Source organism: Pseudomonas sp. MPB03 (genome assembly GCF_046605385.1).
GTDB classification, from domain to species: Bacteria; Pseudomonadota; Gammaproteobacteria; order Pseudomonadales; family Pseudomonadaceae; genus Aquipseudomonas; species Aquipseudomonas zanjanensis.
Genome location: NZ_CP176770.1, coordinates 1981943 through 2007905 on the forward strand (window position 1 = coordinate 1981943; position 25963 = coordinate 2007905).

The window sequence follows — 25963 nt, forward strand, 5'->3', positions numbered from 1 at the left end:
ACCGCGAAACTCCCGGTATCGCCGATGCGACCCCCACTCGTTAAGGAACGAATATGCAAAGCAATGCCCCAACAGGATCGACTGCGCCATTGAATGAACGGTTTACCCTGGTGCTGCTCGCTCATGACCAGCCGACTGCCCTGCGGCGGGCGTTGCGCCACTACCGCGACAGTTCGTTCGCGGTGCTGGTGATCGACTCATCGAGCCAGATCGCTGCGGATATCCCGGCAGCGTTCCCTGAAGTGCAATATTTGTATGCGCCCACGGCCATTGGTTTCGGCGACAAGGTTCGCCAGGCTGTCGAGCGAGTCGCCACGCCTTACCTGGCGATTGCCGATGCCGAGAGTTTCCTGCTGCCCCAAGCGCTCGAACAAGCGGTGAGTTTCCTCGAAGCACACGCAGAATACGGTGCCTGCCAAGGCTACAGCCTGGCATTCGAGGCCCATGCCGACCGTGTCGATTATTACGTGCTCGATCGCAAGGGCTGCGAGGATTATTCCGGCCTATCGGCCGAAGCCCGGCTGGCCATGTTTGCCGAGGATTGCCCGTCGCTGGTGAATGCCGTCACCCGCACCGAGACCCTGCGGCACAGCAACGCTTCGTTGCCCGGCGGTTTTGATTCTCGGCTGCAGGAGGCCGGCCATTCCTATGGATTGGTAGCCGCTGCACGAGTTCGCTTGCTGGACGTCCCCTATGGTGTGCAGGAGCGCAGTCGCGTGGCGAAGCCGCAGGGCTCGGTCACCACGGCGCCTGGCTCCGTGGACTTGCGTGCGGTCGCTGAACAGGAACGTTTTGCCACGGCCTTGGCCAGTGCCTTCGGCACGGACACCACGGCGCGGGAACAGGCCAAGGCCATTGTCAAGAAGCTGGACGAGCGTTCGGTGCCGCAGCCCGGAAAACTGTTCGAGTCGATCTGGGATTCGCGGCGTGGCGAACCGGTTCGGCGTTTCGAACCGACGCAATACGTTGAGTTGCCGTTCTATAACCAGTCTTTTTTTGACGTGCTCACCGCGCTGGAATTCCTGCTTCATGCGGCGCCAAGCGGGCAGGTGCAGTTGAAGGAGCTCGAAGCCGTCATGCTCAAGCAGAAGGAGCTGACTCGTCCCCAGCGCAACACCAGCGCCGAGCCGCTTGATCAACAACTGGCGAGGGCTTTCCTGAGCTATGCCTTCAACCAGGATCTGGTAAAGCAACTGCATGAGGTCATGCAGGCAAAGGGTGACACGCGCTACGTGCAAATGATTCAGGCCTGGGAACAACGGCTCAAGGCAGCGGCATTTGAAAATACCGCGAGGTTGTTCGACGCCACGCGCTCCGGTCAATTGCTGCGCTGGCTCGAGGCGCGTGAACCGAGCGCCAGTGAAGCCCAGAAAGTGTCGAAGTACCTGGCTGCTCGCAACGGGGGGCCGACGTTTGGCATTTTGATCCTGGATCTGGAAGCCGACATCTTCAAGATGCAGGCCACCTTCGACAGCGTGATCAATGGCTATTGCCGGATGTTCAAGATTGTTGTGTTCACCACGGGTGACCTGCCGAGCGAGACCACGCCACAAAGCGTCCTGCATTTCGTCAAAGTCAACGAAAGCAATTACGTCGACAAAATCAACCAGGTTGTCAGTCAAAGCGATTGCGATTGGATGGTCATGGTCGAGGCCGGCGATGAATTGACACCCAGCGGCCTGTTTCGCGCGAGTGTGGAACTGCTGGCCGCACCGCAGTGCCAGGCCGTGGCAATGGACGAGTTCCAGCGCCAGCCCGACGGGACGCTGGCCAATGTCTTCCGGCCAGGGTTCAACCTTGACTTGCTGCAAAACGCCCCGGCCTTGATGGCCCGTCATTGGCTGGTACGCCGCGAGACGTTGGTAAAGCTCGGCGGTTATTCGCGCGAGTTCAAAAATGCGCTGGAGTTCGACCTGCTGTTGCGTTTGATCGAGCAGGACGGCCTGGAGGGGCTTGCCCACTTGGATGAGCCTCTGCTGACTTGCCAGGCGGCGCCAGTGGAAGACAATGCCGACGAGCGCAAGACCTTGCTGCGTCACCTGGCGGTTCGTGGTTATCAAGCTGACGTGAGTGCAGTTGTGCCGGGCACGCACAAAATCGACTACCGCTTTGCCGAGCGCCCCCAGGTGTCGATCATCCTGCACGGTATTGGCGATCTGACGACGCTACAACGTTGCCTGCTCAGCGTACTGCAGCGCACCCGATATCAGCGCTACGAAGTACTGGTCCCCACCGGGACGGAAAACCATTCCGTACTGCGCACCTGGCTCGATGGCCAGGGGCACCAGGCCAGTCGCGTTCGGTTATTGAATATCGACGCGGGCGTCGCGACGGGGACTTTGATCAACGCTGCCAGCCAGGAGGCCAAGGGCGACTATCTGGTGACACTGGCAGCCGACAGCGAAGTGGTCAACGTCAACTGGATCGAATCGCTGCTCAATCAGGCGTTGCGTCCGGAAGTGGGCGTGGTCGGCGCCAAGCTGGTCGAACGTGATGGGCGCATCACCCAGGCCGGCCTGATCCTGGGTCTGAATGACGAAGTCGGCTCGGCCTTCATCGGCGAGCCGAAGACCGCCAGGGGCTACATGAACAGGCTGGTGGTCGAGCAGAACTGTTCGGCGGTTTCTTTCGCCTGCCTGATGATCTCCAAGCAACTGTTCGAAGCGGCTGACGGCATTGATACAGGACTGTTCGACGATGCCCTGGGTGACGTCGACCTCTGCCTGAGAGTTGACCAGGCCGGTTATTTGACGGTGTGGACGCCGCATGTGCAGGTGATCCAGCCCGGTGTGCTGGCGAGTACGCCTGAAGCGCTTACGGCACTGCGTGAGAAGTGGGCCGGGGCATTCGCCCAGGATCGGTTCTACAACGGCAACCTGGCGTTGCAGGGCGCGGGTTTCGCTCTGGGACCGGTGCGCAACGTACCCTGGACCGGCTTGCTGAACTAACCTGTCGCCTTGCGGTAATGCTGTCCACTCAAGACTGGCCTGATCATTGTGGCGATTGCCTTGAGTGAACAACATTCATCGCCTTGCGGGGCTTTCATTGACGAAGCCGGCAGGTGAAAACCTGCCGGCTTCGTTCCCGTATTACGCTGCCATCCCCGAGATTTCTTTCCGGTGTCCAATCCCTTTGTGGGAAATGACACGGCTTCGTTTGTCATGAAAAAATGCCCCTCCAGAACAAAACGGCGTGACGCATAGGTCATAAAGTGCATCTTCACTGTATTGTATTCCCCGGAGTGGAGGCCTGTCCGTTCGCCTGACAAGGCGTCCGCCCTTGGAAATCAACCATTTTGAAGCGCCCCCTGAGCTTTTGGGGGTGAACCTAGTCGCAGTACATGATCGGGAAGCCATGATGATTGGCATAAAAAGCATAGCGAGTTATGTGCCGACCGCTGGTGTGGATAACTACGCTCAGGGTGCCAAATTCGAGAAGGATGAAGAATTCATCCTCGGCAAGATTGGTTCAGCGTTCCTGCCGCGCAAAGACGCTGACCAGGAAACCTCGGACCTGTGTGTCGAAGCAGTGAACGCACTGTTCGCCAACAATCCGCAGTTGTCGCGTGAATCCATCGACGCGCTGATCGTCGTCACTCAGAACGGTGACGAAGAGGGGCTGCCGCACACGGCCGCCATCGTGCAGGACAAGCTCGGCCTGCCGACCCATGTGGCGGCGTTCGATATCTCGCTGGGCTGCTCGGGCTACGTATACGGCATCTACGCCCTGAAAGGGTTCATGGAGGCCGCAGGGCTGAAGAACGGGTTGCTGGTCACCGCCGATCCGTATTCGAAAATCGTCGACCCTGAGGACCGCAACACCACCATGCTGTTCGGCGATGCCGCCACCGCCACTTGGATGGCCGAAGACGCCAGCTGGCAGTTGGGCAAGGCCAAGTTCGGCACCGACGGTTCCGGTGCGCCGCACCTGAAGGTCAGCGACGGAGTGTTTTTCATGAACGGTCGTCAGGTGTTCAACTTCGCTTTGCTGAAAGTACCGGCTCATTTGCACGAACTGCTGGCCGAGTCGTCGTTGCAACCCAGTGACATCGATGCGTTCTGCATCCACCAGGGCAGTGCGGCAATTGTCGATGCCGTGGCGCGGCGTTTCGAGGGCGAGCCTGAGAAGTTCATCAAGGACATGGTCGAGACCGGCAATACCGTGTCGTCGAGCATTCCGCTGCTGCTGGAAAAGCACGTCCTGGATGCTGACTGGAAGCGCGTGGCAATCAGTGGTTTTGGTGTGGGCCTGTCGTGGGGCTCGGCGATTCTGTATCGCGATTGACCCATTCACGTTCTTCTCGATAGCGCTTCAGGCTGGCCTGTGGCGCTATTTTTTTGCCCGCACCTCTCTCCTGCGCTTTCTTGACGCCATTTTTCGGGCTTTTACTCGCCGCTAAAGCCTTGTTTTGCAAGGGGTGGCAGTCTGCTAGCAAATTTTTTGAAAAAAGCCCTCAAGCAAGTTCCTAATCCGACGATAACTATTACGAAGGTTCTCTAGGCCACACCCCGGCGGTTGCCAAGGGCCGGAAGCCGCAGTACCCAACCAACGAGGAATTCGTCATGGCTTTAACAGTAAACACCAACACCACATCGCTGAACGTTCAGAAGAACCTCAACCGTGCTTCCGACGCTCTCTCCACTTCGATGACTCGCCTGTCTTCCGGCCTGAAAATCAACAGCGCCAAAGACGACGCCGCCGGCCTGCAGATCGCTACCCGTATGACCTCGCAAATCCGCGGTCAGACCATGGCGATCAAAAACGCCAACGACGGTATCTCCATGGCGCAGACCGCTGAAGGCGCGATGCAAGAGCAGACCAACATTCTGCAACGTATGCGTGAACTGGCCATCCAGTCCCGTAACGATAGCAACAGCGCAGATGACCGTATCGCTCTGAACAAAGAGTTCTCGCAGATGAGCGACGAACTGACCCGTATCGCCAACAGCACCAACCTGAACGGCAAGAACCTGCTCGACGGTACCGCCAGCACCATGACGTTCCAGGTCGGTTCGAACACCGGTGCTGACAACCAGATCTCCCTGACTTTGAGCGCCAGCTTCGACGCTGCAGCCCTGGGTGTTGACTCGGCAATCACCATCGTTGGTTCCGACAGCGCTGTTGCTGAAACCAACTTCGCATCGGCGATGGACGCAATCACCAGTGCGATCGACACCATCAACAGTGCTCGTGCCGACCTCGGTGCTGCACAAAACCGTTTCGCCAGCACCATTTCCAACCTGCAGAACATCAACGAAAACGCCAGTGCTGCACTGGGTCGCGTACAAGACACCGACTTCGCTGCTGAAACTGCACAACTGACCAAGCAGCAGACTCTGCAGCAAGCGTCTACCTCGGTTCTGGCCCAGGCCAACCAACTGCCATCCGCTGTACTGAAGCTGCTTCAGTAATAGCCGGATGAGTTTTAGCGGGGGAGTGCGCTTGCGTGCTCTCTCGCTTTTTCCGTTCAAGAGGTGATGGACATGGATATGAGCGTGAAGCTGAACTTGTCTTATCCAGCGGCGAAGCCGGCACCTACCGTGGCCGACAAGCCCGTGGAGAAGCCTCGAGCCGAGGTTGCTACCGTGACCCCGGTCAAGGAAGCACCTAAAGACGCTGCCGCCGAGCAGGACAAACTCAAGAAAGCCGTTCAGGAAATCGAGAAGTTCGTCCAGTCGGTCAAGCGCAATCTGGAGTTCTCTATTGACGAGCCTTCAGGCAAAGTAGTGGTCAAAGTGATTGCCAGTGGTTCCGGTGAAGTGATTCGCCAGATTCCGAACGAAGAAGTCCTGAAACTGGCCAACAGTTTGAATGATGCAAACAGCTTGTTGTTCAGCGCCGAAGCCTGACAATCGGCACGAATTTTGTTGTTATGTTCTTTTGGGCGTGTAAAGGCCAAAAGGCCGGCGACATACTGAAGGGAGTCCCACATGGCAAGTCCAATTCTACCTGGCTTGGGTCTAGGCTCCGGCCTTGATACCGGCGCTATCGTCAAGGCGCTGGTCGATTCCGACAAGGCCGCCAAGCAAGGTCAGATCACCCGAGCGACGACGACGACTACCAACAGTATCTCCGGGGTGGGTACCCTGAAGTCGTTGTTGGCAGCTTTCAATACCGCCATGAAGGACTTGTCCAGCACAACGACCCCGCAATTCTCGGGTTTTGCTGCGACATCTTCAGCTCCCGGCGTTCTCACGGCTACCGCCAGTAACACGGCGGTGAATGGCACTTACGCCATCAAAGTCACCAACCTGGCCACTGCGTCCAAGGTCACTTCGGCGGCCTTCGCGGGTGGTACGACCAGTGCCATTCCCACGGGTACGATGACCATCTCGCAGGGGGGGAACAACTACAACCTCAATGTGCCGGATGGCTCCACCTTGCAATCGGTTCGCGACGCGATCAACGCCGACTCGTCGCTCAAGGCGGCCGGTGTCAGTGCGAACATCATCACCGACTCCTTCGGTTCGCGCCTGGTGCTGGGTTCGACCACGACCGGCGCAGGCTCCGATATTTCGGTGAGTGGTATTGCGGGGCTGGAGATCGATGGCACGAACGTTGTGGGTGCCAACAATACTGCGTTGACGGCTTCTTCGGCGGGCGCCATCGGTGCCCTGGCCAAAGATGCCAGCTTCACAGTCGATGGCATGCTGCTGACCAGCAAGAGCAATACAGTCAGCACGGCAATCTCCGGGCTGACGTTGAATCTGCTCGGAGTAGCGGACGGCGGCACTTCAACCGTTACCGTGGCGCCGAACAATGATGGCTTGAAGGCCTCGATCCAGAAATTTGTCGATGCCTATAACGCGGTCGCCAATAGCATTACCGCACTGACCAAGCCGTCGCTCGATGCCGATGGGAAGTTGACGGTGCCGGCAAAATTGACCGGCGATGCGTTGCCCCGCTCGCTGCTGGCGACGATTCGAACGCCCTTGTCTGAAACCGGCGCTGGCGACGCGCTGACGTCGCTGGCCCAGTTGGGTGTTACCACCGATCAAAAGACGGGTGCGTTGACCTTCGATGGCGTCAAATTCAGCGCAGCGATGAGCGATAAAAAGCTCAGCGGTGAAGTCCAGACGTTGTTCACGGGCACCAACGGCCTGCTGGAACGCATGGGCAAGGCGATCGAACCCTTCAGCGAGAGGGGTGGTATCCTGGATCAGCGGACCACGACGCTGACCAGGACCCAGACCCGCCTGAAGAGCGATCAGGAGGCTCTGGATCGTCGGGTCGAGACCCTGACCGCTGTGCTGACTAAAAAGTACAACGATATGGACACCCTGGTCGGCAAGCTGAAGGCCACTGCCAGCAACATCACTTCGATGTTCGAGGCAATGACGGCGCAACAGAGAAACAGCTGATTTTTCAGCGATGCAAAAAAAGCCCGGCAACGTTTTGACAACGCTCCGGGCTTTCGGCTTTTCGGTCTAAAGTTTTTTGGCGCAGCGTCGATACGCTGTTTATACGAACCGAAGTTTTTTGATGAGGTAGAACATGAATCCGATGTTGGCCCTTCGCCAATACCAGAAGATTGGCGCCCAGGCGCAAACCTCCGAAGCCAGTCCCCATCGTCTTGTGCAGATGCTCATGGAAGGCGGGTTGGACCGTATTGCCCAGGCCAAGGGCGCGATGGAGCGCAAGGATATTGCAAGCAGAGGCATTCTGATCAGCAAGGCCATCGGCATTGTCGGTGGTTTGCGTGAAGGCCTGGACCTGGAAAACCAGGCCGAGTCGGTCGCTGAATTGGATGCTCTTTACGCTTACATGATGAAACGTCTGGCCGAAGCCAACGTCAAGGCCGATCCGAAGATCCTCGACGAAGTCGCCGATCTGCTTCGCACGGTCAAGGAAGGCTGGGACGCCATTGCCGCACCTGGTCCGCAATTCTAAGGAGTGCTCTCATGAGTCTTGTCCTGCAGCGAATCGAAAAAACCCGTGACGCCTTGGTCGATGCCTTGGCCGAGCGAAACTGGGAGGCCATCGGTCAATTGGACCTGGCGTGCCGTTCCTGCATGGAAGACGTCCTGGGTGAGCCTCAGGTGGACGAGGCGGCGTTGCGGATCAATCTTGAGGAATTGCTGGGGGTGTATCGGCAATTGCTGGAGGCGGCGACGGGAGAGCGTCAGGCGATCGTCGATGAGATGCAGCAGATCCATCAAGCACAGAACGCTGCAAAGGTTTACCATCTGTTCGGTTAATGCTCAGTTAATCCGAATCCGTTGCGCCATAAATTTGACTGTGCACGGTTTTTTGACTTAACTAGTAACTGTTTACAGATTTCAGGCGTCTACAGGCATAACAAGTCTGCAAGCGTCTAGCTTGCCCCCTAATTTTTGGGCATTGGGTTGACTAGGGAAGTTGCTATTGCATGTGGCGTGAAACCAAAATTCTCCTGATCGATGACGATAGCGTCCGCCGCCGCGACCTGGCGGTGATCCTGAATTTTCTTGGCGAAGAAAATTTACCCTGCGGAAGCCATGACTGGCAGCAGGCCGTCGGCTCATTGTCGTCCAGTCGTGAAGTCATTTGTGTCCTTATCGGGACCGTAAATGCTCCCGCAACGCTTTTGGGCTTGCTAAAGACACTCTCAACCTGGGATGAGTTCCTTCCGGTTTTGTTAATGGGCGAAAATTCTTCCCTTGACTTGCCTGAGGACCAGCGTCGCCGGGTACTTTCCACCCTCGAAATGCCGCCCAGCTACAGCAAGCTGCTCGATTCGCTGCATCGCGCCCAGGTTTACCGCGAGATGTACGATCAGGCCCGCGAGCGTGGCCGGCATCGCGAACCCAACCTGTTCCGCAGCCTCGTCGGCACCAGCCGGGCGATCCAGCATGTGCGCCAGATGATGCAGCAGGTCGCCGACACCGACGCCAGCGTACTGATCCTGGGCGAATCGGGTACCGGCAAGGAAGTGGTTGCGCGCAACCTGCATTATCACTCCAAGCGCCGCGAAGCGCCGTTCGTGCCGGTCAACTGTGGCGCGATCCCGGCCGAGTTGCTGGAGAGCGAACTGTTTGGTCATGAGAAGGGTGCATTCACGGGTGCAATCACCAGCCGCGCCGGGCGTTTCGAACTGGCCAACGGCGGCACGCTGTTTCTCGACGAAATCGGCGACATGCCGCTGCCGATGCAGGTCAAGCTGTTGCGCGTCCTGCAGGAACGCACCTTCGAGCGCGTGGGCAGCAACAAGACCCAGAGCGTCGATGTGCGCATCATTGCCGCCACGCACAAGAACCTTGAAAGCATGATCGAGGTCGGCAGTTTCCGCGAAGATCTCTATTACCGCCTCAACGTTTTCCCGATCGAGATGGCGCCACTGCGTGAGCGCGTCGAAGACATCCCGTTGCTGATGAACGAGCTGATCTCGCGTATGGAGCACGAAAAGCGCGGTTCGATCCGCTTCAACTCGGCGGCGATCATGTCCCTGTGCCGCCATGGCTGGCCGGGCAACGTTCGTGAGTTGGCCAACCTGGTGGAGCGCATGGCGATCATGCACCCGTACGGGGTGATCGGCGTGAACGAACTGCCGAAGAAATTCCGCTACGTCGACGATGAAGACGAGCAAATGGTCGACAGCCTGCGCAGCGACCTGGAAGAACGGGTGGCGATCAACGGCCACACGCCGGACTTCACCGCCAATGCCTTGTTGCCGCCCGAAGGCTTGGACCTCAAGGATTACCTGGGAGGCCTTGAACAAGGGCTGATCCAGCAGGCCCTGGACGATGCCAACGGCATCGTGGCCCGCGCGGCGGAACGCCTGCGCATCCGCCGTACCACCTTGGTGGAGAAGATGCGCAAGTACGGCATGAGCCGTCGCGAAGGAGATGAACAGGCGGATGATTGACGCCTGTTTTCCAACCACCTGATTTTCAGGCGTTTTTTTTTCGGCACGGGTATTGCTATATCCCTCGCAACGTTCCGTTTAACTGACGGTCAGCCAAGCGAGAGAGCACGATGACCCAAGCCGCCCAGATGTCGCCTGTCCCCGAGCCGGGACACCTGCCGTCCGCCGAACAGGCGAGCCGGCTTGGACTTGAGCAGGCATTTTCGCTGTTCAACCAGATGTCCAGCCAACTGACGGATTCCTACAGCCTGCTCGAAGCCCGGGTCACCGAGCTCAAGGGTGAGTTGGCCGTGGTCAGCGCCCAGCGCATGCAGGAGCTGGCGGAAAAAGAACGGCTGGCCAATCGGCTGCAGAATCTCCTCGACCTGTTGCCGGGTGGCGTCATCGTCATCGATGCCCACGGTTTCGTGCGCGAAGCCAACCCGGCGGCCTGCGAATTGCTCGGCCTGCCGTTGGAAGGCGAGCTGTGGCGGCACGTTATCGCCCGCTGCTTTGCGCCCCGGGAAGACGACGGCCATGAGGTGTCCCTCAAGGACGGTCGCCGCCTGTCCATCTCGACGCGCTCGCTGGATGCCGAGCCTGGGCAATTGGTGTTGCTCAACGACTTGACTGAAACCCGTCACCTGCAAGACCAATTGGCGCGCCATGAGCGCCTGTCTTCCCTGGGGCGGATGGTAGCCTCGCTGGCCCACCAGATTCGTACGCCGCTTTCCGCCGCGCTGCTTTACGCCAGTCATCTGACCGAGCAGCAATTACCGGTGGAAACCCAGCAACGCTTTGCTGGACGCTTGAAAGAGCGCCTGCACGAGCTGGAACACCAAGTGCGCGACATGCTGGTGTTCGCCCGCGGCGAGCTGCCGTTGACCGACCGCGTCAGCCCCAAGGCCTTGCTGCAATCGCTGCAAGCCGCGGCATTGACCCATGTGCAGCAATTGCCGATCCGCTGGCAGTGCGACAGCCATGCCGGCGAAGTGTTGTGCAATCGCGACACGCTGGTGGGAGCGGTGTTGAACCTGATCGAAAACGCGATCCAGGCCAGCGGCGGCGACGTCCGGCTGAAAGTGCACTTATACACACGAGACAACACCTTGCGCCTGTCGGTCAGCGACAACGGTAGTGGTATAGAGCCGGCGGTGCTGGCGCGCCTGGGCGAGCCATTCTTTACCACCAAGACCACCGGCACTGGCCTGGGCCTGACCGTGGTCAAGGCCGTGGCCCGTGCCCACCAGGGAGAATTGCAGCTGCGCTCGCGGCTGGGCCGTGGCACCTGCGCGACGGTGTGCTTGCCGCTGTTTTCCAACACGCCGGGGGTGGAGTGAACGCAATGGCGATCAAGGTGTTGCTGGTTGAGGATGATCGGGCCCTGCGCGAGGCGCTGGCCGATACGCTGGTGCTGGCCGGGCACGATTACGCTGCCGTCGGTTCGGCGGAAGAAGCGCTGTTGGCGGTCGGCCGGGAAGCGTTCAGCCTGGTGGTCAGTGACGTCAACATGCCGGGCATGGATGGTCATCAGTTGCTGGGTCTGTTGCGCGCCCGTCAGCCGCAACTGCCGGTCTTGCTGATGACGGCCCACGGGGCCGTCGAGCGAGCGGTGGATGCCATGCGCCAGGGCGCAGCGGATTACCTGGTCAAGCCGTTCGAGCCCAAGGCGCTGCTGGACCTGGTCGCACGTCATGCCTTGGGCAGTCTTGCGGTGGAGGGCGAAGGCCCGGTGGCCATCGAACCGGCTAGCGCGCAGCTGCTGGAATTGGCCGCGCGGGTGGCCCGCAGCGATTCGACGGTGCTGATTTCCGGCGAATCCGGTACGGGCAAGGAAGTACTGGCCCGCTACATCCATCAACAATCCCGGCGTGCCGGGGAACCGTTCATCGCCATCAATTGCGCGGCGATTCCCGACAACATGCTCGAGGCGACACTGTTCGGCCACGAAAAAGGCTCGTTCACTGGCGCCATTGCCGCCCAGGCCGGCAAGTTCGAGCAGGCCGACGGTGGCACGATCCTGCTCGATGAAATTTCCGAAATGCCCTTGGGCCTGCAAGCCAAGCTGTTGCGGGTATTGCAGGAGCGGGAAGTGGAACGGGTTGGTGCCCGCAAGCCCATCAGCCTGGACATCCGCGTGGTGGCGACCACCAACCGCGACCTGGCCGGCGAAGTGGCGGCGGGGCGTTTTCGTGAAGACCTCTATTACCGCCTGTCGGTATTTCCGCTGGCCTGGCGTCCGTTGCGCGAGCGCACCGCCGATATCCTGCCACTGGCCGAGCGGCTGTTGAACAAACACGTCAATAAAATGAAGCATGCGGCGGCCCGGCTTTCAGCCGAGGCCCGGGCCTGTCTGGTTGCCTACCCGTGGCCGGGCAATGTCCGAGAGCTGGATAACGCCATCCAGCGGGCCCTGATCCTGCAGCAGGGCGGTTTGATCCAGCCGGAGGATTTCTGCCTGGCCGGGCCGGTGGCCTGTGCGCCATTGCCGACCCTGGCACCGGTACCCGCCGCAACCACTGCGCCGTCGGTGGATAGGGAGGGCGATTCGGTGGGGGCTTTGGGGGACGACCTGCGGCGCCGCGAGTTCCAGATGATCATCGATACCCTGCGCGCCGAGCGCGGTCGTCGCAAAGAGGCGGCCGAACGCCTGGGCATCAGCCCACGCACCCTGCGCTACAAGCTGGCGCAAATGCGCGACGCCGGCATGGATGTCGAGGCCTATCTGTTCGCCAGTTGAATAAGCACCAGCAATCCCTGTGGGAGCGAGCTTGCTCGCGATAGCGGTGGGTCAGTCAAGTCGAGGTCGGATGTGATGGGGTTATCGCGAGCAAGCTCGCTCCCACAGGGGGGCTGTGCGCGCATTTGTTTTCTATCGCCATGGAGCTGGCACCCTTGTTGCTAATACCTACGTACCCGCTGAGTAAGTGTCAAAAAAACGCGGGCCGCCAGAGAGAGTAGACCATGAGCCAAGGTATTGAATTTAATCGGTTGATGCTGGACATGCGGGCCATGCAAATGGACGCCATGGCCCAGCCTAAATCGGTCGCGGTCCCCCAGGTGGGTGGCAGCAGCTTTTCCGACATGCTCGGTCAGGCCGTCAATAAAGTGAACGATACCCAGCAGGCTTCGAACCAGTTGGCCAGTGCTTTCGAGATTGGCAAAAGTGGCGTCGACCTGACGGACGTAATGATCTCCTCGCAGAAAGCCACTGTCTCGTTTCAGGCGCTGACCCAGGTTCGCAACAAACTGGTTCAGGCCTACCAAGACATCATGCAGATGCCGGTTTAAGGAAATTATTGAGTCATGGCAGAAGCAGCCGTTGATAACGTTCCAGCCAAGGCCACTCCGGTAGACGGCAAACCGCCGTTGTTCGGTCTGTCCTTCCTGGAAAATCTCTCCGAGATGACCATGCTGCGTCAGGTCGGCCTGTTGGTCGGCCTGGCTGCCAGCGTGGCGATTGGTTTCGCCGTGGTGTTGTGGTCCCAGCAGCCAGACTACCGTCCGTTGTACGGTAGCCTGGAGGGCATGGATGCCAAGCAAGTCATGGAAACCCTGGCTTCTGCCGACATTCCTTACACCGTCGAACCCAACTCTGGCGCCTTGCTGGTCAAGGCCGACGACGTCGCGCGTGCGCGCCTCAAGCTCGCCGCCGCTGGCGTGACGCCGACCGACGGCAACATCGGTTTCGAGATCCTCGACAAGGATCAGGGCCTGGGTACCAGCCAGTTCATGGAAGCGACCCGTTATCGTCGCGGCCTGGAAGGTGAGCTGGCACGGACCATTTCCAGCCTGAACAACGTCAAGGGTGCGCGTGTGCACCTGGCGATTCCGAAAAGCTCGGTGTTCGTGCGCGATGAGCGCAAGCCGAGCGCTTCGGTATTGGTCGAACTGTATTCCGGCCGCTCCCTTGAGCCAGGCCAGGTCGTTGCCATTATCAATCTGGTGGCGACCAGCGTACCCGAGCTGAGCAAGTCGCAGATCACTGTGGTCGACCAGAAGGGCAACCTGCTGTCCGACCAGGCGGAAAATTCCGAACTGACCATGGCCGGCAAGCAATACGACTACAGCCGCCGCATGGAAGGCATGTTCACCCAGCGGGTACATAACATTCTGCAACCCATCCTGGGCAATGGTCGCTACAAGGCCGAAGTCTCCGCGGATGTGGATTTCAGCGCCGTCGAATCGACTTCCGAGCAGTTCAACCCGGATCAACCGGCGTTGCGCAGCGAGCAGTCGGTGAACGAGCAGCGTACCGCCAGCAATGGTCCGCAGGGCGTGCCCGGTGCCCTGAGCAACCAGCCGCCGTCGCCGGCCAGCGCGCCGCAAACCACCGGTGGTGCTACGGCGGCCGCCGGCATGGTGCAGCCAGGCCAGCCGCTGATCGATGCCAATGGCCAGCAAATCATGGATCCGGCCACCGGCCAGCCGATGCTCGCGCCGTACCCGGCCGACAAGCGTCAGCAATCGACCAAGAACTTCGAGCTCGACCGTTCCATCAGCCACACCAAGCAGCAGCAGGGCCGTTTGAATCGCCTGTCGGTCGCCGTGGTGGTGGACGACCAGGTCAAGGTCAACCCGGCCAACGGCGAAACCAGCCGTGCGCCATGGACCGCCGACGAATTGGCGCGCTTCACTCGCCTGGTGCAGGACGCGGTCGGTTTCGACGCCAGCCGTGGCGACAGTGTCAGTGTGATCAACGTGCCGTTCTCCCTGGAGCGCGGTGAAGAAATCGCCGACATTCCGTTTTATTCGCAACCCTGGTTCTGGGATGTGGTCAAGCAAGTATTGGGTGTGTTGTTCATCCTGATACTGGTTTTCGGTGTGTTGCGTCCGGTGCTGAACAACATCACTGGTGGTGGCAAGAACAAGCAGTTGGCAGGCTTGGGCGATGTCGAGCTGGGAGGCATGGGTGGCCTGGATGGCGAATTGGCCAACGATCGCGTCAGCCTCGGCGGGCCGCAGAGCATCCTGCTGCCAAGCCCGAGCGAAGGCTACGACGCTCAGTTGAACGCCATCAAGAGTCTGGTGGCAGAAGACCCGGGTCGTGTGGCCCAGGTCGTGAAAGAGTGGATTAACGCAGATGAGTGATAATCGAGCCGCTGTTGCCAAATTGTCCCGGGTCGACAAAGCCGCGATCCTGCTGCTGTCCCTGGGGTCGACCGACGCCGCCCAAGTGCTGCGTCACATGGGGCCCAAAGAGGTCCAGCGCGTGGGCGTGGCCATGGCGCAAATGGGCAACGTGCACCGTGAGCAGGTCGAGCAGGTGATGAGCGAGTTTGTCGACATCGTCGGCGATCAAACCAGCCTGGGCGTCGGTTCCGACGACTACGTGCGCAAGATGCTCACCCAGGCACTGGGCGAGGACAAGGCCAACGGTCTCATCGACCGGATCCTGTTGGGTGGCAACACCAGCGGCCTGGACAGCCTCAAGTGGATGGAGCCGCGGGCGGTTGCCGACGTGATCCGTTACGAGCACCCGCAGATCCAGGCGATCGTGGTGGCTTACCTCGACCCGGACCAGGCAGGTGAAGTGCTCGGCAACTTCGATCACAAGGTGCGCCTGGACATCATCCTGCGGGTGTCGTCGCTCAACACCGTGCAGCCGGCGGCCCTGAAAGAATTGAACCAGATTCTCGAGAAGCAGTTCTCGGGCAACTCCAACGCCTCGCGCACCACCTTGGGTGGCATCAAGCGCGCGGCGGACATCATGAACTTCCTCGACAGTTCGATCGAAGGTCAGCTGATGGACTCGATCCGCGAAGTCGACGAAGACCTGTCCGGTCAGATCGAAGACCTCATGTTCGTGTTCAACAACCTGTCCGATGTCGACGACCGTGGCATCCAGGCGCTGTTGCGCGAAGTGTCGTCCGACGTGCTGGTGCTGGCCCTCAAGGGTTCGGACGAAGGCGTCAAGGAAAAGATCTTCAAGAACATGTCCAAACGGGCGGCCGAACTGTTGCGCGACGACCTCGAGGCCAAGGGCCCGGTGCGCGTCAGCGACGTGGAAACCGCACAGAAGGAAATCCTCACCATCGCCCGCCGCATGGCCGAAGCCGGGGAGATCGTTCTCGGTGGCAAGGGCGGCGAAGAGATGATCTAAGGTCGTTATGTCTGCCAAGAGTGATGAAGCACCCAGCGACCTGATTCGCGGCCGAGACGTCAGTAATTTCGACGTCTGGTCGCTGCCCAGCTTCGACCCCCACGTGCCCGAGCCTGAGCCGGAGCCCGTGGAGGAACTGCCGGAGATGGAGGAGGTGCCGCTGGAAGAAGTCCAGCCGCTGACCCTCGAGGAAGTCGAGAGCATTCGCCAGGAAGCCTATAACGAAGGCTTCGCCGTGGGCGAAAAGGAGGGCTTCCACAGCACCACGCTCAAGGTCCGCCAGGAAGCCGATGTGGCGTTGACGGCCAAGCTCCGTGCGTTGGAATCGCTGATGCTCAACCTGTTCGACCCCATTGCCGAGCAGGACACCCAGATCGAGAAATCCCTGGTGGGTTTGGTGCAACACATCGCCAAACAAGTGATCCAGCGCGAACTGGCCATCGATTCGACCCAGATCGAACAGGTCATGCGTGAAGCGCTCAAGCTGTTGCCGTTGGGCGTGGGCAACGTGCGGCTGTACATCAATCCCCAGGATTTCGAACTGGTCAAGGCCTTGCGCGAGCGCCATGAGGAAACCTGGCGCATCGTCGAGGATGCGACGCTGCTGCCGGGCGGTTGTCGGGTGGAAACCGAACACAGCCGCATCGACGCCACGGTTGAAACACGCATCAGCCAGATCATGGCCAAATTGTTCGACCAGCTACACGAACAGGCCCTGCACCCGGCCGCCGCCGACCTGAGCCTGGAGTTGCCGGACGAACTCCAAGGTGACGTGGCGACGGTCGAGGAGGAATTGGACGTGCCTGAATTGGATACTTCTGCACTGGACAGCCGCGATGCGCCTTGAGCGAACCAGCTTCGGCAAGCGCCTGGGCAGCTACGCCGAGGCCAGTGAGCTGGCCGGCCAGCCGATCCTGGAAGGTCGCTTGCTGCGCATGGTTGGCTTGACCCTCGAAGCCGAGGGCCTGCGTGCCGCCATGGGCAGCCGCTGCATGGTGATCAACGACGACAGCTACCACCCGGTGCAGGTCGAAGCCGAAGTCATGGGCTTCTCCGGCAGCAAGGTCTTCTTGATGCCAGTGGGCAGTGTCGCCGGCATCGCCCCCGGCGCGCGCGTGGTGCCCCTGGCCGACAACGGACGCCTGCCCATGGGCATGAGCATGCTCGGACGCGTGCTGGACGGGGCCGGACGGGCCTTGGACGGCAAGGGCGGCATGAAGGCCGAAGACTGGGTGCCGATGGACGGCCCGACGATCAACCCCCTCAAGCGTGACCCCATCAGCGTGCCGCTGGACGTGGGCATTCGTTGCATCAACGGTTTATTGACGGTCGGTCGCGGCCAGCGCCTGGGCCTGTTTGCCGGTACCGGCGTAGGTAAGAGTGTGCTGCTGGGCATGATGACCCGCTTCACCGAAGCCGACATTATCGTAGTAGGGCTGATCGGCGAGCGGGGCCGTGAGGTCAAGGAATTCATCGAGCACATCCTCGGCGAGGAAGGGCTCAAGCGTTCGGTCGTGGTGGCTTCGCCTGCGGACGATGCACCGCTGATGCGTATGCGGGCGGCGATGTATTGCACCCGTATCGCCGAGTATTTCCGCGACAAGGGCAAGAACGTCCTGTTGCTGATGGATTCGCTCACTCGTTTCGCCCAGGCCCAGCGGGAAATCGCCCTGGCCATCGGCGAGCCGCCGGCCACCAAGGGTTATCCGCCTTCGGTGTTCGCCAAGCTGCCGAAACTGGTCGAGCGCGCCGGCAATGCGGAAAAGGGCGGCGGTTCCATCACCGCGTTCTATACCGTGCTGTCCGAAGGTGACGACCAGCAAGACCCCATCGCCGACTCGGCCCGGGGCGTACTCGACGGCCACATCGTGCTGTCCAGGCGCCTGGCCGAAGAAGGGCACTACCCGGCCATCGACATCGAGGCGTCCATCAGTCGGGTCATGCCGTCGGTGATCAGTGCCGAGCATATGAGGCGTGCCCAGCAGTTCAAGCAATATTGGTCGCGCTACCAGCAAAGCCGCGATTTGATCAGCGTCGGCGCCTATGTACCTGGTGGTGACCGCGAGACCGACACCGCCATCAGCCTTTACCCGGCGATGGCCGTTTATCTGCGCCAGAGCCTGAACGACAATATCGGCATGGGTGCCAGCGAAGCGCACCTGCAGACGATTTTCGCTCCGGTCGCTGGCGGATAACCGACCATGGCCACAAGTCGTGCGGCACGCCTGGCGCCCGTGGTGGACATGGCGGAAAAGGCCGAGAAGACCGCCGTCCAGCGCCTGGCGTATTTCCAGGGGCAAGTGGCCGTTGCCGAGAGCAAGCTGGCAGACCTCGAAAATTTTCGACTCGAATACCAGGAGCAGTGGATCGCCCGTGGCGCCCATGGGGTGTCGGGGCAGTGGTTGTTGGGTTACCAAGGATTTCTTGCGCAACTGGGCACTGCCATCGATCAGCAGCGCCAGAGCCTGGTCTGGCACCAGAACAACCTGGAGAAGGCCCGCCAGAGCTGGCAAGAAGCATTCGCCCGGGTCGAAGGGCTGCGCAAACTGGTGCAGCGCTATATCGATGAGGCGCGGCAACTGGAAGACAAGCGCGAACAGAAACTGCTCGATGAATTGTCCCAGCGCCTGCCGCGGCAGAATCCCTACTGATGGGAAACGAGGATTTTGTCGGATGAACGAGGCAAAACCTTGCTCAGACCTTTACCAGATGCTACACCTTGTACACGTATGTCCATGACAAGGAAGCCGATCATGTCAGTCGTTACCGAAGTATCCCCCGATGGGCATAAGCTGACGATCTCGATCAAGGGTCGATTCGATTTCGGGCGGCATCAGGAGTTTCGTGAGTCCTATGAGCGGCTCCACAAGAAACCTGACTCCATCGTGGTGGATTTGAAAGAAGCCACTTACCTCGACAGTTCCGCCTTGGGCATGCTCCTGCTGTTGCGCGATCATGCCGGTGGCGACCAGTCGGATATCCGCGTCGTCAACAGCAGCAGCGACGTCAAGAAAATCCTCGCGATCTCCAATTTCGACAAGCTGTTCGACATCAGTTGATCGCCATGCAATCGTCGTCGGAGCCACTGACGGTCCTGATTGCCGAAGACAGCGCCGCTGATCGACTGCTGCTGTCGACCATTGTCCGCCGCCAGGGCCATCATGTGCTCACGGCGGCCGATGGCGCCGAAGCGGTCGATGTCTATCTGCAACAGCGTCCGCACCTGGTGCTGATGGATGCGATGATGCCGGTGATGGACGGCTTCGAAGCGGCGCAGAAAATCAAACAGTTGGCCGGGGACCAGTTGGTCCCGATCATTTTCCTCACCTCGCTGACTGAGAGCGAAGCCCTGGCCCGTTGTCTGGAAGCAGGCGGCGACGATTTCCTGGCAAAACCCTACAACCAAGTGATCCTGACGGCCAAGATCAAGGCCATGGACCGCTTGCGCCGGTTGCAGGCCACGGTGGTGGAGCAGCGCGACCAGATCGCCCGGCACCATGATTACCTGCTCAACGAACAACGGGTCGCCAAGGCCGTGTTCGACAAGATCGCCCACTCCGGTTGCCTGAGCGCGCCGAACATCCGTTATTTGCAATCACCCTACGCCTTGTTCAACGGCGACCTGCTGCTGGCCGCGTTCAACCCGGCCGGCGACATGCACATCCTGTTGGGGGATTTCACCGGGCATGGCCTGCCGGCGGCGGTCGGCGCGATGCCCCTGGCGGAAGTGTTCTACGGGATGACGGCCAAGGGCTATGGGCTGGCGCAAATCCTGCGGGAGATGAATGCCAAGCTCAAACGCATCCTGCCAGTGGATATGTTCTGCTGCGCGACACTGTTATGCCTGAGCTTCCAGCGCTGTACGGTGGAGATCTGGAACGGCGGCATGCCCGATGGTTACCTGCATGACAGCCTCAGCGGCGTGCGCACGCCTTTGCCGGCGCGGCACTTGCCATTGGGCGTGCTCACCCCGCAGTTGTTCGATGACCGCACCGAAGTGCATCCGATGTCGCTGGGGGATCGGGTGTTCCTGCTGTCCGATGGTGTCATCGAGACCAGTGACCGCGACGACCAGCCGTTTGGCGTGGAGCGGTTGCAGCAGGTATTTTCGGCCAACCGTGAGCCCGACCGTCTTTTCGAGGATATCCAGCAGGCGCTGCTGGATTTTCGTGGTGAGGCCCGTGACGACTTCAGCATGGTCGAGGTGCGGCTGGTCGCTCCGACGCAACTCAATCCGCCACCACCGGTCTATTCCGATAGCGGCCAGTCCAGCCCGCTGGATTGGTCGGTGAGCTTCGAGTTCCGTGCGCAGACGCTCAAGCGCTTCAACCCGATGCCCTACCTGTTGCAATTGCTGCTGGAGGTGCATGGGCTCAGGGCGCAGAGCGGCGCCCTTTACAGCGTCATGTCGGAGCTCTACTCCAATGCCCTGGATCACGGGGTGCTGGGCCTCGATTCGAGTCTCAAGCGTGATGCAGCGGGTTTCGCCCGCTACTACAGGGAGCGCAATACACGCCTGGATGAGTTGAGCGACGGTTACGTGCGGGTGCACTTGCACGTTTCGCCAAACGGCGAGGGCGGTCGCCTGGCCATCGAAGTCGAAGACAGTGGCGAAGGGTTCGATGTCGCCCGGGTGCTGGCACGGCCCGTGGACAGTGATCGATTGTCGGGACGCGGCGTGAGCCTGGTTCGCCAACTGAGCCACCAGGCCAGTTGGTCAGACGATGGTCGTAGTGCGCGCGTGGAGTTTTTCTGGGAGGCTCTGGCATAATTGGGGCCATTCTTGATCAGGGAGCGAACAAGTGAACGAGATTCATCTGGACCGCGACGTGCTTAGCACGTTGAAGGAAGTCATGGAGGAGGGGTATCCGGAGTTGCTGGATACGTTTCTCAACGACTCCGAGGCTCGCTTGCGCGTGCTGCATGAAGCACGGGACGCTGAAAAACTGAGCGCCACCGCCCACAGCTTCAAGGGCAGCAGCAGCAACATGGGCGCCATTCGCCTGGCCGAGTTGTGCGGCGAGCTGGAACAGCGTGCCAAGCAGCCGTCCTTGGGCGGCATCGAAAACCTGGTCAACGAAATCGACAGCGAATTTGCCCATGTCCGCAAGCTGTGCCGGGAAGAGCGTGAAGGTTTCCACTGCTGAGATTTGACGGTCGGGTAAAACGTTGGCCCGTGCCTTGCATTGCCTAGTCTCGACTGTACCTATGATTCCAGTGCAGCGGAGACCTTTTTATGCCCGTCACCCCTAATTCATTGCTTCAGGCCTCCGTCCAGGCCAAGCCCCAGGCCGCCGTCAATTCACCGGCAGCGGCCCCGGACCTCGGGGATAGAGCCTCCAGCTTCGCTCAAGTCTTCGCCAAGCAGGCGCCTGCCAAAGCAGCGGCGGCCCCTGAGCCCGTGGTGAAACCGGCGCGCGACAAGGCCGCTGACAACACCGTCAAAAAAGACGCCGGCAACGAAAACCCTGCCGCCCCGGAACCGACGGTTGCCGATAGCGGCAAACCCTTGCCCGCGGACAAAGCGGCTAGCACCGACGACAAAGCGGCCAGCGATAACGATGCCGACGCGGCTGAAGCGCCGGTGGCTGATGCGGCACCGGTCGATCCGAGCCTCGACCCAGGCGCGCTGACGGACATGGCGGTGCCAGTCGCGACAGCCCCGGCCGAACCTGCCCCCGTGGTGGTCCCGGCTGAGGCTCAGGTAACGACTGCGGTCGCGGCACCGGTTGTCCCATTGGCCGCGCCGGCCCAACCTGCGGTTCCGGTCGTCGATCCAGCCTTCGACCCACAAGCCGATCCGCTCGACGCATTGCCCGCCTTGCGCTTGGCGATGGAGCAGAGCGGTCATGTTTCCGCCAGCAGCCAGGCACAGCCCAAGAGCGCTGCCCCGGCGTCGCTCGACGGCGAGCCGACTTCGGCGCAGACCTTCGCCGCCGGCATGGCCAGCATGCTCAGCGTGCAAGCCGACCAGAACAGCACCGAGTCCGGCAGCCAGGGTGGCGACAAGGCCTTCGGCGGCTTGATCAGCGAGGGTCTCAAGGACTTGAGCGCCGCGTCCAGTGACACCCGCGTAGACGATTTCGCCAACCGCCTGGCTGCACTGACCCAGGCCGCCACGCCCAAAACCGCCAACGCGGTGCCGGTCAATCAACCTATCGCGATGAACCAGAGCGGTTGGACCGAAGAGGTGGTGAACCGGGTGATGTACCTTTCCAGCGTCAATCTCAAGGCGGCCGACATCCAATTGCAGCCCGCCGAACTCGGGCGCCTGGATATCCGGGTGAGCATGGTGCCGGACCAGCAGACCCAGGTCACCTTCATGAGCGCCCACTCCGGCGTTCGCGAAGCCCTCGAAGGCCAGATGCATCGCCTGCGGGACAGTTTTGCCCAGCAGGGCATGGGCCAGGTCGACGTCAGCGTGTCGGACCAATCCCGTGGTTCGCAGAACCAGGAGCAGCAAGCCCAGCAGCAGGCCCGGGCGGGGCGTTCGACATCTTCAGGTGGGCCGGTGGATGCCGCGGATGAAGCCGCTCCCGCCGGCATCGCTGAAGTGGCCGCCAGCACGACCAGCGTCATCGGCACCAGCGCGGTCGACTACTACGCCTGATCCAACGCGGCTCACCCCTGTGGGAGCGAGCTTGCTCGCGATAGCGGATGGTCAGTCACCCTTGCAGGGGCTGGTCCACCGCCGCTATCGCGAGCAAGCTCGCTCCCACATTGGTTTTTATGGGTTCTGTAGATCGCATCTGCCCCGTCATCCTGAGTACCGACACTTCTGGCATAACACTTGCTCCAGCCTTGCCGTGCAACAGTGAAAACCCCGATTAGTGACGGATTATTGGCATGGCGAAGAGCGAAGCAGCAGCTGTAAAAGACCCTGCAACCAAAGGCAAACTCAAGCTGATCATCATGATCGTGGTGGGTTTGCTCCTGGCGATCGGCGTGTCCGTGGGGGCAACCTGGTATTTCATGCACAGCGCTCAAAGCAAGCCGGCGGCGGCAGCGGCCGAAGTCGCGCCAGTGGGCAAGCAGCCGGCGATTTTCGAACCGATGGCGCCGGCCTTCGTGGCCAACTACACCGTGAACGGTCGCCAACGCTACATGCAGGTCAGCATTACTTTGCAGGGTCGCAACCAGGCTGACCTGGAAGCGCTTCGGGTGCACATGCCGTTGATTCGCAACAACCTGGTGATGCTGTTTTCCGGACAGAGTTTCGATACCCTGGCCACCCCCGTCGGCCAGGAAATGCTGCGCCAGAAAGCCACGGCCAGCGTGCAGGAAGTGGCTCAGAAAGAGCTCGGCAAAGTGGTGATCGAACAGTTGCTCTTCACTAACTTCGTATTGCAGTAGGAACACGACATGGCCGTGCAGGACCTGCTGTCCCAGGACGAAATCGATGCGCTGTTGCATGGTGTCGACGACGGTCTGGTACAGACCGAAAACGCTGCTGAACCGGGCAGCGTCAAAAGCTACGACCTGACCAGCCAGGATCGCATCGTTCGCGGACGCATGCCGACCCTGGAAATGATTAACGAGCGTTTCGCCCGGTACACCCGCATCAGCATGTTCAACATGCTGCGTCGCTCGGCCGATGTGGCCGTGGGTGGCGTGCAGGTGATGAAGTTCGGCGAGTACGTGCATTCGCTGTACGTGCCCACCAGCCTCAACCTGGTGAAGATCAAGCCGTTGCGCGGCACTGCGTTGTTCATCCTCGACGCCAAACTGGTGTTCAAGCTGGTGGACAACTTCTTCGGCGGCGACGGTCGTCACGCCAAGATCGAAGGTCGCGAATTCACCCCGACCGAGCTGCGAGTGGTGCGCATGGTGCTGGAGCAGGCCTTCATCGATTTGAAGGAAGCCTGGCAGGCGATCATGGAAGTGAACTTCGAGTACATCAACTCGGAAGTGAACCCGGCCATGGCCAACATCGTCGGGCCGAGCGAAGCCATCGTGGTCTCGACCTTCCACATCGAACTCGATGGCGGTGGCGGCGACCTGCACGTGACCATGCCGTATTCGATGATCGAGCCGGTGCGGGAAATGCTCGACGCCGGTTTCCAGTCGGACCTCGACGACCAGGACGAGCGCTGGATCAACGCCTTGCGCCAGGACGTGCTCGACGTCGATGTGCCGATCGGCGCGACGGTCGCCCGGCGCCAACTGCGCCTGCGGGACATCTTGCACATGCAGCCGGGTGACATCATTCCGGTCGAGATGCCCGACGAAATGATCATGCGCGCCAATGGCGTACCGGCCTTCAAGGTCAAGATGGGCTCTCACAAAGGCAACCTGGCGTTGCAGGTGATCGAGCCGATCGAACGCCGCTGAGCGGTGTCGAATTTTTAAGTTTGCGTTTCTAACTGATTTTTGCCCGCCGAGGACAAATGATGGCTAACGATATGAACACCCAGGATGACCAGGCGCTGGCCGACGAATGGGCCGCGGCCCTGGAAGAAACCGGCGATGCCGGGCAGGCTGACATCGATGCCTTGCTGGCCGCCGATAGCGGTAACCACGGCTCCAATCGCTTGCCGATGGAAGAGTTTGGCAGCGTGCCCAAGAGCAATGAACAGGTGACGCTGGACGGGCCGAACCTGGACGTGATCCTCGACATTCCGGTGTCCATCTCCATGGAAGTGGGCAGCACCGATATCAACATCCGCAACCTGCTGCAGCTCAACCAGGGCTCGGTGATCGAGCTGGACCGCCTGGCCGGCGAGCCGCTTGACGTGCTGGTCAACGGCACCTTGATCGCCCATGGCGAAGTGGTGGTGGTCAACGAGAAGTTCGGCATTCGCCTGACGGACGTGATCAGCCCGAGCGAACGCATCAAGAAGCTGCGCTGAGTGAAAGGTTTCCTCGCCGCAGCGTCGATGCTGCCCTTGAGCGTGCTGGCGGCCGAACCGGTTGCCACGGCGGCCGTTGCGCCAGCGTCGGGCACGGGTATCGCCGGGCAACTGGCGCAACTGGTGCTCGGCTTGCTGCTGGTGCTGGGCTTGATCTTCTTTCTCGCTTGGCTGTTGCGGCGCGTGCAACAGGCGGGGCCTGCGGGCAAGGGCCAGGTCATCGACATCGTCGGTTCCCGTGCGCTCGGGCCGCGCGACCGGCTGGTGCTGGTGCAGGTCGGCAACGAGCAGATCCTGCTGGGCCTGAGCCCGGGCACCATCACTGCGTTGCACGTCCTCAAGGAGCCGGTACAGGTACCCTCCACCGAGTCGGCCAGCCCCGAATTTGCCCAGCGCCTCATGGAGCTGCTGGGGAAAGACCAGAAGGATAAAAAGTAATGCCGTTGCGCATTCTGTTGGCATTGGCCCTGATGCTGGCCGCACCGTTGGCGTTCGCCGCGGACCCGCTGTCGATCCCGGCGATCACCCTGGGAACCAACGCCGAAGGGGCCCAGGAATATTCGGTCAGCTTGCAGATCCTGCTGATCATGACCGCGCTGAGTTTCATTCCGGCGTTCGTCATGCTGATGACCAGCTTCACCCGGATCATCATTGTCTTTTCGATCCTGCGCCAGGCCCTGGGCCTGCAACAGACCCCTTCGAACCAGATCCTCACCGGCATGGCGCTGTTCCTGACCATGTTCATCATGGCGCCCGTGTTCGACCGGGTGAACCGGGATGCGCTGCAGCCTTACCTGGCGGAACAACTCAGCGCCCAGGATGCCGTGGCCAAGGCCCAGGTGCCGATCAAGGACTTCATGCTGGCCCAGACTCGCAGCAGTGACTTGGAATTGTTCATGCGCCTGTCCAAGCGCACCGACATCCCGAGTGCCGACCAGGCACCGCTGACCATCCTGGTGCCGGCGTTCGTGACGTCCGAGCTGAAGACCGCGTTCCAGATCGGTTTCATGATTTTCATCCCGTTCCTGATCATCGACCTGGTGGTCGCCAGCGTACTGATGGCCATGGGTATGATGATGCTCTCGCCGCTGATCATTTCCCTGCCGTTCAAGATCATGCTGTTTGTATTGGTGGATGGCTGGGCGCTGATCATCGGTACCCTGGCGGGCAGTTTCGGCGGTGTTTAGG

Annotated in this window: 25 protein-coding genes; all 25 read left to right on the forward strand. The window is 60.5% G+C overall.

The window, feature by feature from the left end; genetic code table 11:
* The first annotated feature begins 53 nt into the window (after positions 1 to 53).
* The gene (locus tag ACLH0I_RS08730) at positions 54 to 2948 is read left to right on the forward strand and encodes a TIGR00180 family glycosyltransferase (RefSeq protein WP_411386812.1); all 2895 of its coding nucleotides are present in this window, start codon (positions 54 to 56) and stop codon (positions 2946 to 2948) included.
* Positions 2949 to 3357: 409 nt separating this feature from the next.
* Positions 3358 to 4284 carry a ketoacyl-ACP synthase III gene (locus ACLH0I_RS08735; protein WP_411387478.1) on the forward strand — a complete coding sequence of 309 codons (927 nt, stop codon included), beginning with the start codon at positions 3358 to 3360 and terminating at the stop codon, positions 4282 to 4284.
* 278 nt (positions 4285 to 4562) lie between these two features.
* Positions 4563 to 5411: a flagellin domain-containing protein gene (locus tag ACLH0I_RS08740; protein WP_411386813.1), complete on the forward strand. Its 849-nt coding sequence runs from the start codon at positions 4563 to 4565 to the stop codon at positions 5409 to 5411.
* A gap of 72 nt (positions 5412 to 5483) precedes the next feature.
* On the forward strand, positions 5484 to 5849 hold the full coding sequence (locus ACLH0I_RS08745; protein WP_411386814.1) for a flagellar protein FlaG: 366 nt from the start codon (positions 5484 to 5486) through the stop codon (positions 5847 to 5849).
* Between the two features lie 81 nt (positions 5850 to 5930).
* The gene (gene fliD, locus ACLH0I_RS08750; protein WP_411386815.1) at positions 5931 to 7361 is read left to right on the forward strand and encodes a flagellar filament capping protein FliD; all 1431 of its coding nucleotides are present in this window, start codon (positions 5931 to 5933) and stop codon (positions 7359 to 7361) included.
* Positions 7362 to 7494: 133 nt separating this feature from the next.
* Positions 7495 to 7890, forward strand: a complete 396-nt coding sequence (fliS, locus tag ACLH0I_RS08755) for a flagellar export chaperone FliS (protein ID WP_250961952.1) — start codon at positions 7495 to 7497, stop codon at positions 7888 to 7890.
* Positions 7891 to 7901: 11 nt separating this feature from the next.
* Positions 7902 to 8198 carry a flagellar protein FliT gene (locus tag ACLH0I_RS08760; protein ID WP_411386816.1) on the forward strand — a complete coding sequence of 99 codons (297 nt, stop codon included), beginning with the start codon at positions 7902 to 7904 and terminating at the stop codon, positions 8196 to 8198.
* A gap of 170 nt (positions 8199 to 8368) precedes the next feature.
* Entirely contained in the window at positions 8369 to 9844 is a 1476-nt protein-coding gene (locus tag ACLH0I_RS08765) for a sigma-54 dependent transcriptional regulator (RefSeq protein WP_003199076.1), read from the forward strand.
* A gap of 110 nt (positions 9845 to 9954) precedes the next feature.
* Positions 9955 to 11163 carry a sensor histidine kinase gene (locus ACLH0I_RS08770; protein ID WP_411386817.1) on the forward strand — a complete coding sequence of 403 codons (1209 nt, stop codon included), beginning with the start codon at positions 9955 to 9957 and terminating at the stop codon, positions 11161 to 11163.
* Positions 11164 to 11168: 5 nt separating this feature from the next.
* A complete protein-coding gene (gene fleR, locus ACLH0I_RS08775) occupies positions 11169 to 12563 on the forward strand; it encodes a sigma-54-dependent response regulator transcription factor FleR (RefSeq protein WP_250962005.1) in 1395 nt (464 codons plus the stop codon).
* A 224-nt stretch (positions 12564 to 12787) separates the two neighbouring features.
* Positions 12788 to 13114 (forward strand): flagellar hook-basal body complex protein FliE, encoded by a 327-nt coding sequence (gene fliE, locus ACLH0I_RS08780; protein ID WP_123342173.1) that lies wholly within the window; start codon positions 12788 to 12790, stop codon positions 13112 to 13114.
* Between the two features lie 15 nt (positions 13115 to 13129).
* On the forward strand, positions 13130 to 14914 hold the full coding sequence (fliF, locus tag ACLH0I_RS08785) for a flagellar basal-body MS-ring/collar protein FliF (RefSeq protein ID WP_186704666.1): 1785 nt from the start codon (positions 13130 to 13132) through the stop codon (positions 14912 to 14914).
* Positions 14907 to 15926 (forward strand): flagellar motor switch protein FliG, encoded by a 1020-nt coding sequence (gene fliG, locus ACLH0I_RS08790; RefSeq protein WP_003184041.1) that lies wholly within the window; start codon positions 14907 to 14909, stop codon positions 15924 to 15926. Before fliF ends, fliG begins: the two co-directional genes overlap by 8 nt.
* Before the next feature lie 7 nt (positions 15927 to 15933).
* Positions 15934 to 16773, forward strand: a complete 840-nt coding sequence (gene fliH, locus ACLH0I_RS08795; protein ID WP_411386818.1) for a flagellar assembly protein FliH — start codon at positions 15934 to 15936, stop codon at positions 16771 to 16773.
* Positions 16763 to 18121 (forward strand): flagellar protein export ATPase FliI, encoded by a 1359-nt coding sequence (gene fliI, locus ACLH0I_RS08800; RefSeq protein WP_186704668.1) that lies wholly within the window; start codon positions 16763 to 16765, stop codon positions 18119 to 18121. Before fliH ends, fliI begins: the two co-directional genes overlap by 11 nt.
* Before the next feature lie 6 nt (positions 18122 to 18127).
* Complete coding sequence (gene fliJ / locus ACLH0I_RS08805) at positions 18128 to 18577, forward strand: flagellar export protein FliJ (protein WP_186704669.1); 450 nt, start codon at positions 18128 to 18130, stop codon at positions 18575 to 18577.
* Between the two features lie 102 nt (positions 18578 to 18679).
* The gene (locus ACLH0I_RS08810) at positions 18680 to 18985 is read left to right on the forward strand and encodes an STAS domain-containing protein (protein ID WP_186704670.1); all 306 of its coding nucleotides are present in this window, start codon (positions 18680 to 18682) and stop codon (positions 18983 to 18985) included.
* Positions 18986 to 18990: 5 nt separating this feature from the next.
* Entirely contained in the window at positions 18991 to 20697 is a 1707-nt protein-coding gene (locus tag ACLH0I_RS08815) for a fused response regulator/phosphatase (protein WP_250961946.1), read from the forward strand.
* Positions 20698 to 20728: 31 nt separating this feature from the next.
* A complete protein-coding gene (locus ACLH0I_RS08820; RefSeq protein ID WP_186728619.1) occupies positions 20729 to 21073 on the forward strand; it encodes an Hpt domain-containing protein in 345 nt (114 codons plus the stop codon).
* An 89-nt stretch (positions 21074 to 21162) separates the two neighbouring features.
* A complete protein-coding gene (locus ACLH0I_RS08825) occupies positions 21163 to 22536 on the forward strand; it encodes a flagellar hook-length control protein FliK (RefSeq protein WP_411386819.1) in 1374 nt (457 codons plus the stop codon).
* A gap of 236 nt (positions 22537 to 22772) precedes the next feature.
* Positions 22773 to 23279: a flagellar basal body-associated protein FliL gene (gene fliL, locus ACLH0I_RS08830; protein WP_186704674.1), complete on the forward strand. Its 507-nt coding sequence runs from the start codon at positions 22773 to 22775 to the stop codon at positions 23277 to 23279.
* Positions 23280 to 23288: 9 nt separating this feature from the next.
* The gene (gene fliM, locus ACLH0I_RS08835) at positions 23289 to 24257 is read left to right on the forward strand and encodes a flagellar motor switch protein FliM (protein WP_186704675.1); all 969 of its coding nucleotides are present in this window, start codon (positions 23289 to 23291) and stop codon (positions 24255 to 24257) included.
* A 59-nt stretch (positions 24258 to 24316) separates the two neighbouring features.
* Positions 24317 to 24775, forward strand: a complete 459-nt coding sequence (fliN, locus tag ACLH0I_RS08840; RefSeq protein WP_053120289.1) for a flagellar motor switch protein FliN — start codon at positions 24317 to 24319, stop codon at positions 24773 to 24775.
* Entirely contained in the window at positions 24776 to 25213 is a 438-nt protein-coding gene (gene fliO, locus ACLH0I_RS08845; RefSeq protein ID WP_411386820.1) for a flagellar biosynthetic protein FliO, read from the forward strand. It begins immediately after the preceding gene.
* Complete coding sequence (gene fliP / locus ACLH0I_RS08850) at positions 25213 to 25962, forward strand: flagellar type III secretion system pore protein FliP (protein ID WP_186704677.1); 750 nt, start codon at positions 25213 to 25215, stop codon at positions 25960 to 25962. Before fliO ends, fliP begins: the two co-directional genes overlap by 1 nt.
* Position 25963: the final 1 nt, after the last annotated feature.

What these genes read in the sequence shown, in the direction of transcription:
- fliS (WP_250961952.1), top strand. Translation starts at nt 7,495, where the DNA reads ATGAATCCGATGTTGGCCCTTCGCCAATACCAGAAGATTGGCGCCCAG.
- ACLH0I_RS08825 (WP_411386819.1), top strand. Translation starts at nt 21,163, where the DNA reads ATGCCCGTCACCCCTAATTCATTGCTTCAGGCCTCCGTCCAGGCCAAG.
- ACLH0I_RS08745 (WP_411386814.1), top strand. Translation starts at nt 5,484, where the DNA reads ATGGATATGAGCGTGAAGCTGAACTTGTCTTATCCAGCGGCGAAGCCG.
- ACLH0I_RS08815 (WP_250961946.1), top strand. Translation starts at nt 18,991, where the DNA reads ATGCAATCGTCGTCGGAGCCACTGACGGTCCTGATTGCCGAAGACAGC.
- fliI (WP_186704668.1), top strand. Translation starts at nt 16,763, where the DNA reads ATGCGCCTTGAGCGAACCAGCTTCGGCAAGCGCCTGGGCAGCTACGCC.
- fleR (WP_250962005.1), top strand. Translation starts at nt 11,169, where the DNA reads ATGGCGATCAAGGTGTTGCTGGTTGAGGATGATCGGGCCCTGCGCGAG.
- fliE (WP_123342173.1), top strand. Translation starts at nt 12,788, where the DNA reads ATGAGCCAAGGTATTGAATTTAATCGGTTGATGCTGGACATGCGGGCC.
- fliL (WP_186704674.1), top strand. Translation starts at nt 22,773, where the DNA reads ATGGCGAAGAGCGAAGCAGCAGCTGTAAAAGACCCTGCAACCAAAGGC.
- ACLH0I_RS08730 (WP_411386812.1), top strand. Translation starts at nt 54, where the DNA reads ATGCAAAGCAATGCCCCAACAGGATCGACTGCGCCATTGAATGAACGG.
- fliH (WP_411386818.1), top strand. Translation starts at nt 15,934, where the DNA reads ATGTCTGCCAAGAGTGATGAAGCACCCAGCGACCTGATTCGCGGCCGA.
- ACLH0I_RS08765 (WP_003199076.1), top strand. Translation starts at nt 8,369, where the DNA reads ATGTGGCGTGAAACCAAAATTCTCCTGATCGATGACGATAGCGTCCGC.
- fliD (WP_411386815.1), top strand. Translation starts at nt 5,931, where the DNA reads ATGGCAAGTCCAATTCTACCTGGCTTGGGTCTAGGCTCCGGCCTTGAT.
- ACLH0I_RS08810 (WP_186704670.1), top strand. Translation starts at nt 18,680, where the DNA reads ATGTCAGTCGTTACCGAAGTATCCCCCGATGGGCATAAGCTGACGATC.
- fliP (WP_186704677.1), top strand. Translation starts at nt 25,213, where the DNA reads ATGCCGTTGCGCATTCTGTTGGCATTGGCCCTGATGCTGGCCGCACCG.
- fliF (WP_186704666.1), top strand. Translation starts at nt 13,130, where the DNA reads ATGGCAGAAGCAGCCGTTGATAACGTTCCAGCCAAGGCCACTCCGGTA.
- fliJ (WP_186704669.1), top strand. Translation starts at nt 18,128, where the DNA reads ATGGCCACAAGTCGTGCGGCACGCCTGGCGCCCGTGGTGGACATGGCG.
- fliN (WP_053120289.1), top strand. Translation starts at nt 24,317, where the DNA reads ATGGCTAACGATATGAACACCCAGGATGACCAGGCGCTGGCCGACGAA.
- fliG (WP_003184041.1), top strand. Translation starts at nt 14,907, where the DNA reads ATGAGTGATAATCGAGCCGCTGTTGCCAAATTGTCCCGGGTCGACAAA.
- ACLH0I_RS08735 (WP_411387478.1), top strand. Translation starts at nt 3,358, where the DNA reads ATGATTGGCATAAAAAGCATAGCGAGTTATGTGCCGACCGCTGGTGTG.
- ACLH0I_RS08760 (WP_411386816.1), top strand. Translation starts at nt 7,902, where the DNA reads ATGAGTCTTGTCCTGCAGCGAATCGAAAAAACCCGTGACGCCTTGGTC.
- fliM (WP_186704675.1), top strand. Translation starts at nt 23,289, where the DNA reads ATGGCCGTGCAGGACCTGCTGTCCCAGGACGAAATCGATGCGCTGTTG.
- ACLH0I_RS08740 (WP_411386813.1), top strand. Translation starts at nt 4,563, where the DNA reads ATGGCTTTAACAGTAAACACCAACACCACATCGCTGAACGTTCAGAAG.
- ACLH0I_RS08770 (WP_411386817.1), top strand. Translation starts at nt 9,955, where the DNA reads ATGACCCAAGCCGCCCAGATGTCGCCTGTCCCCGAGCCGGGACACCTG.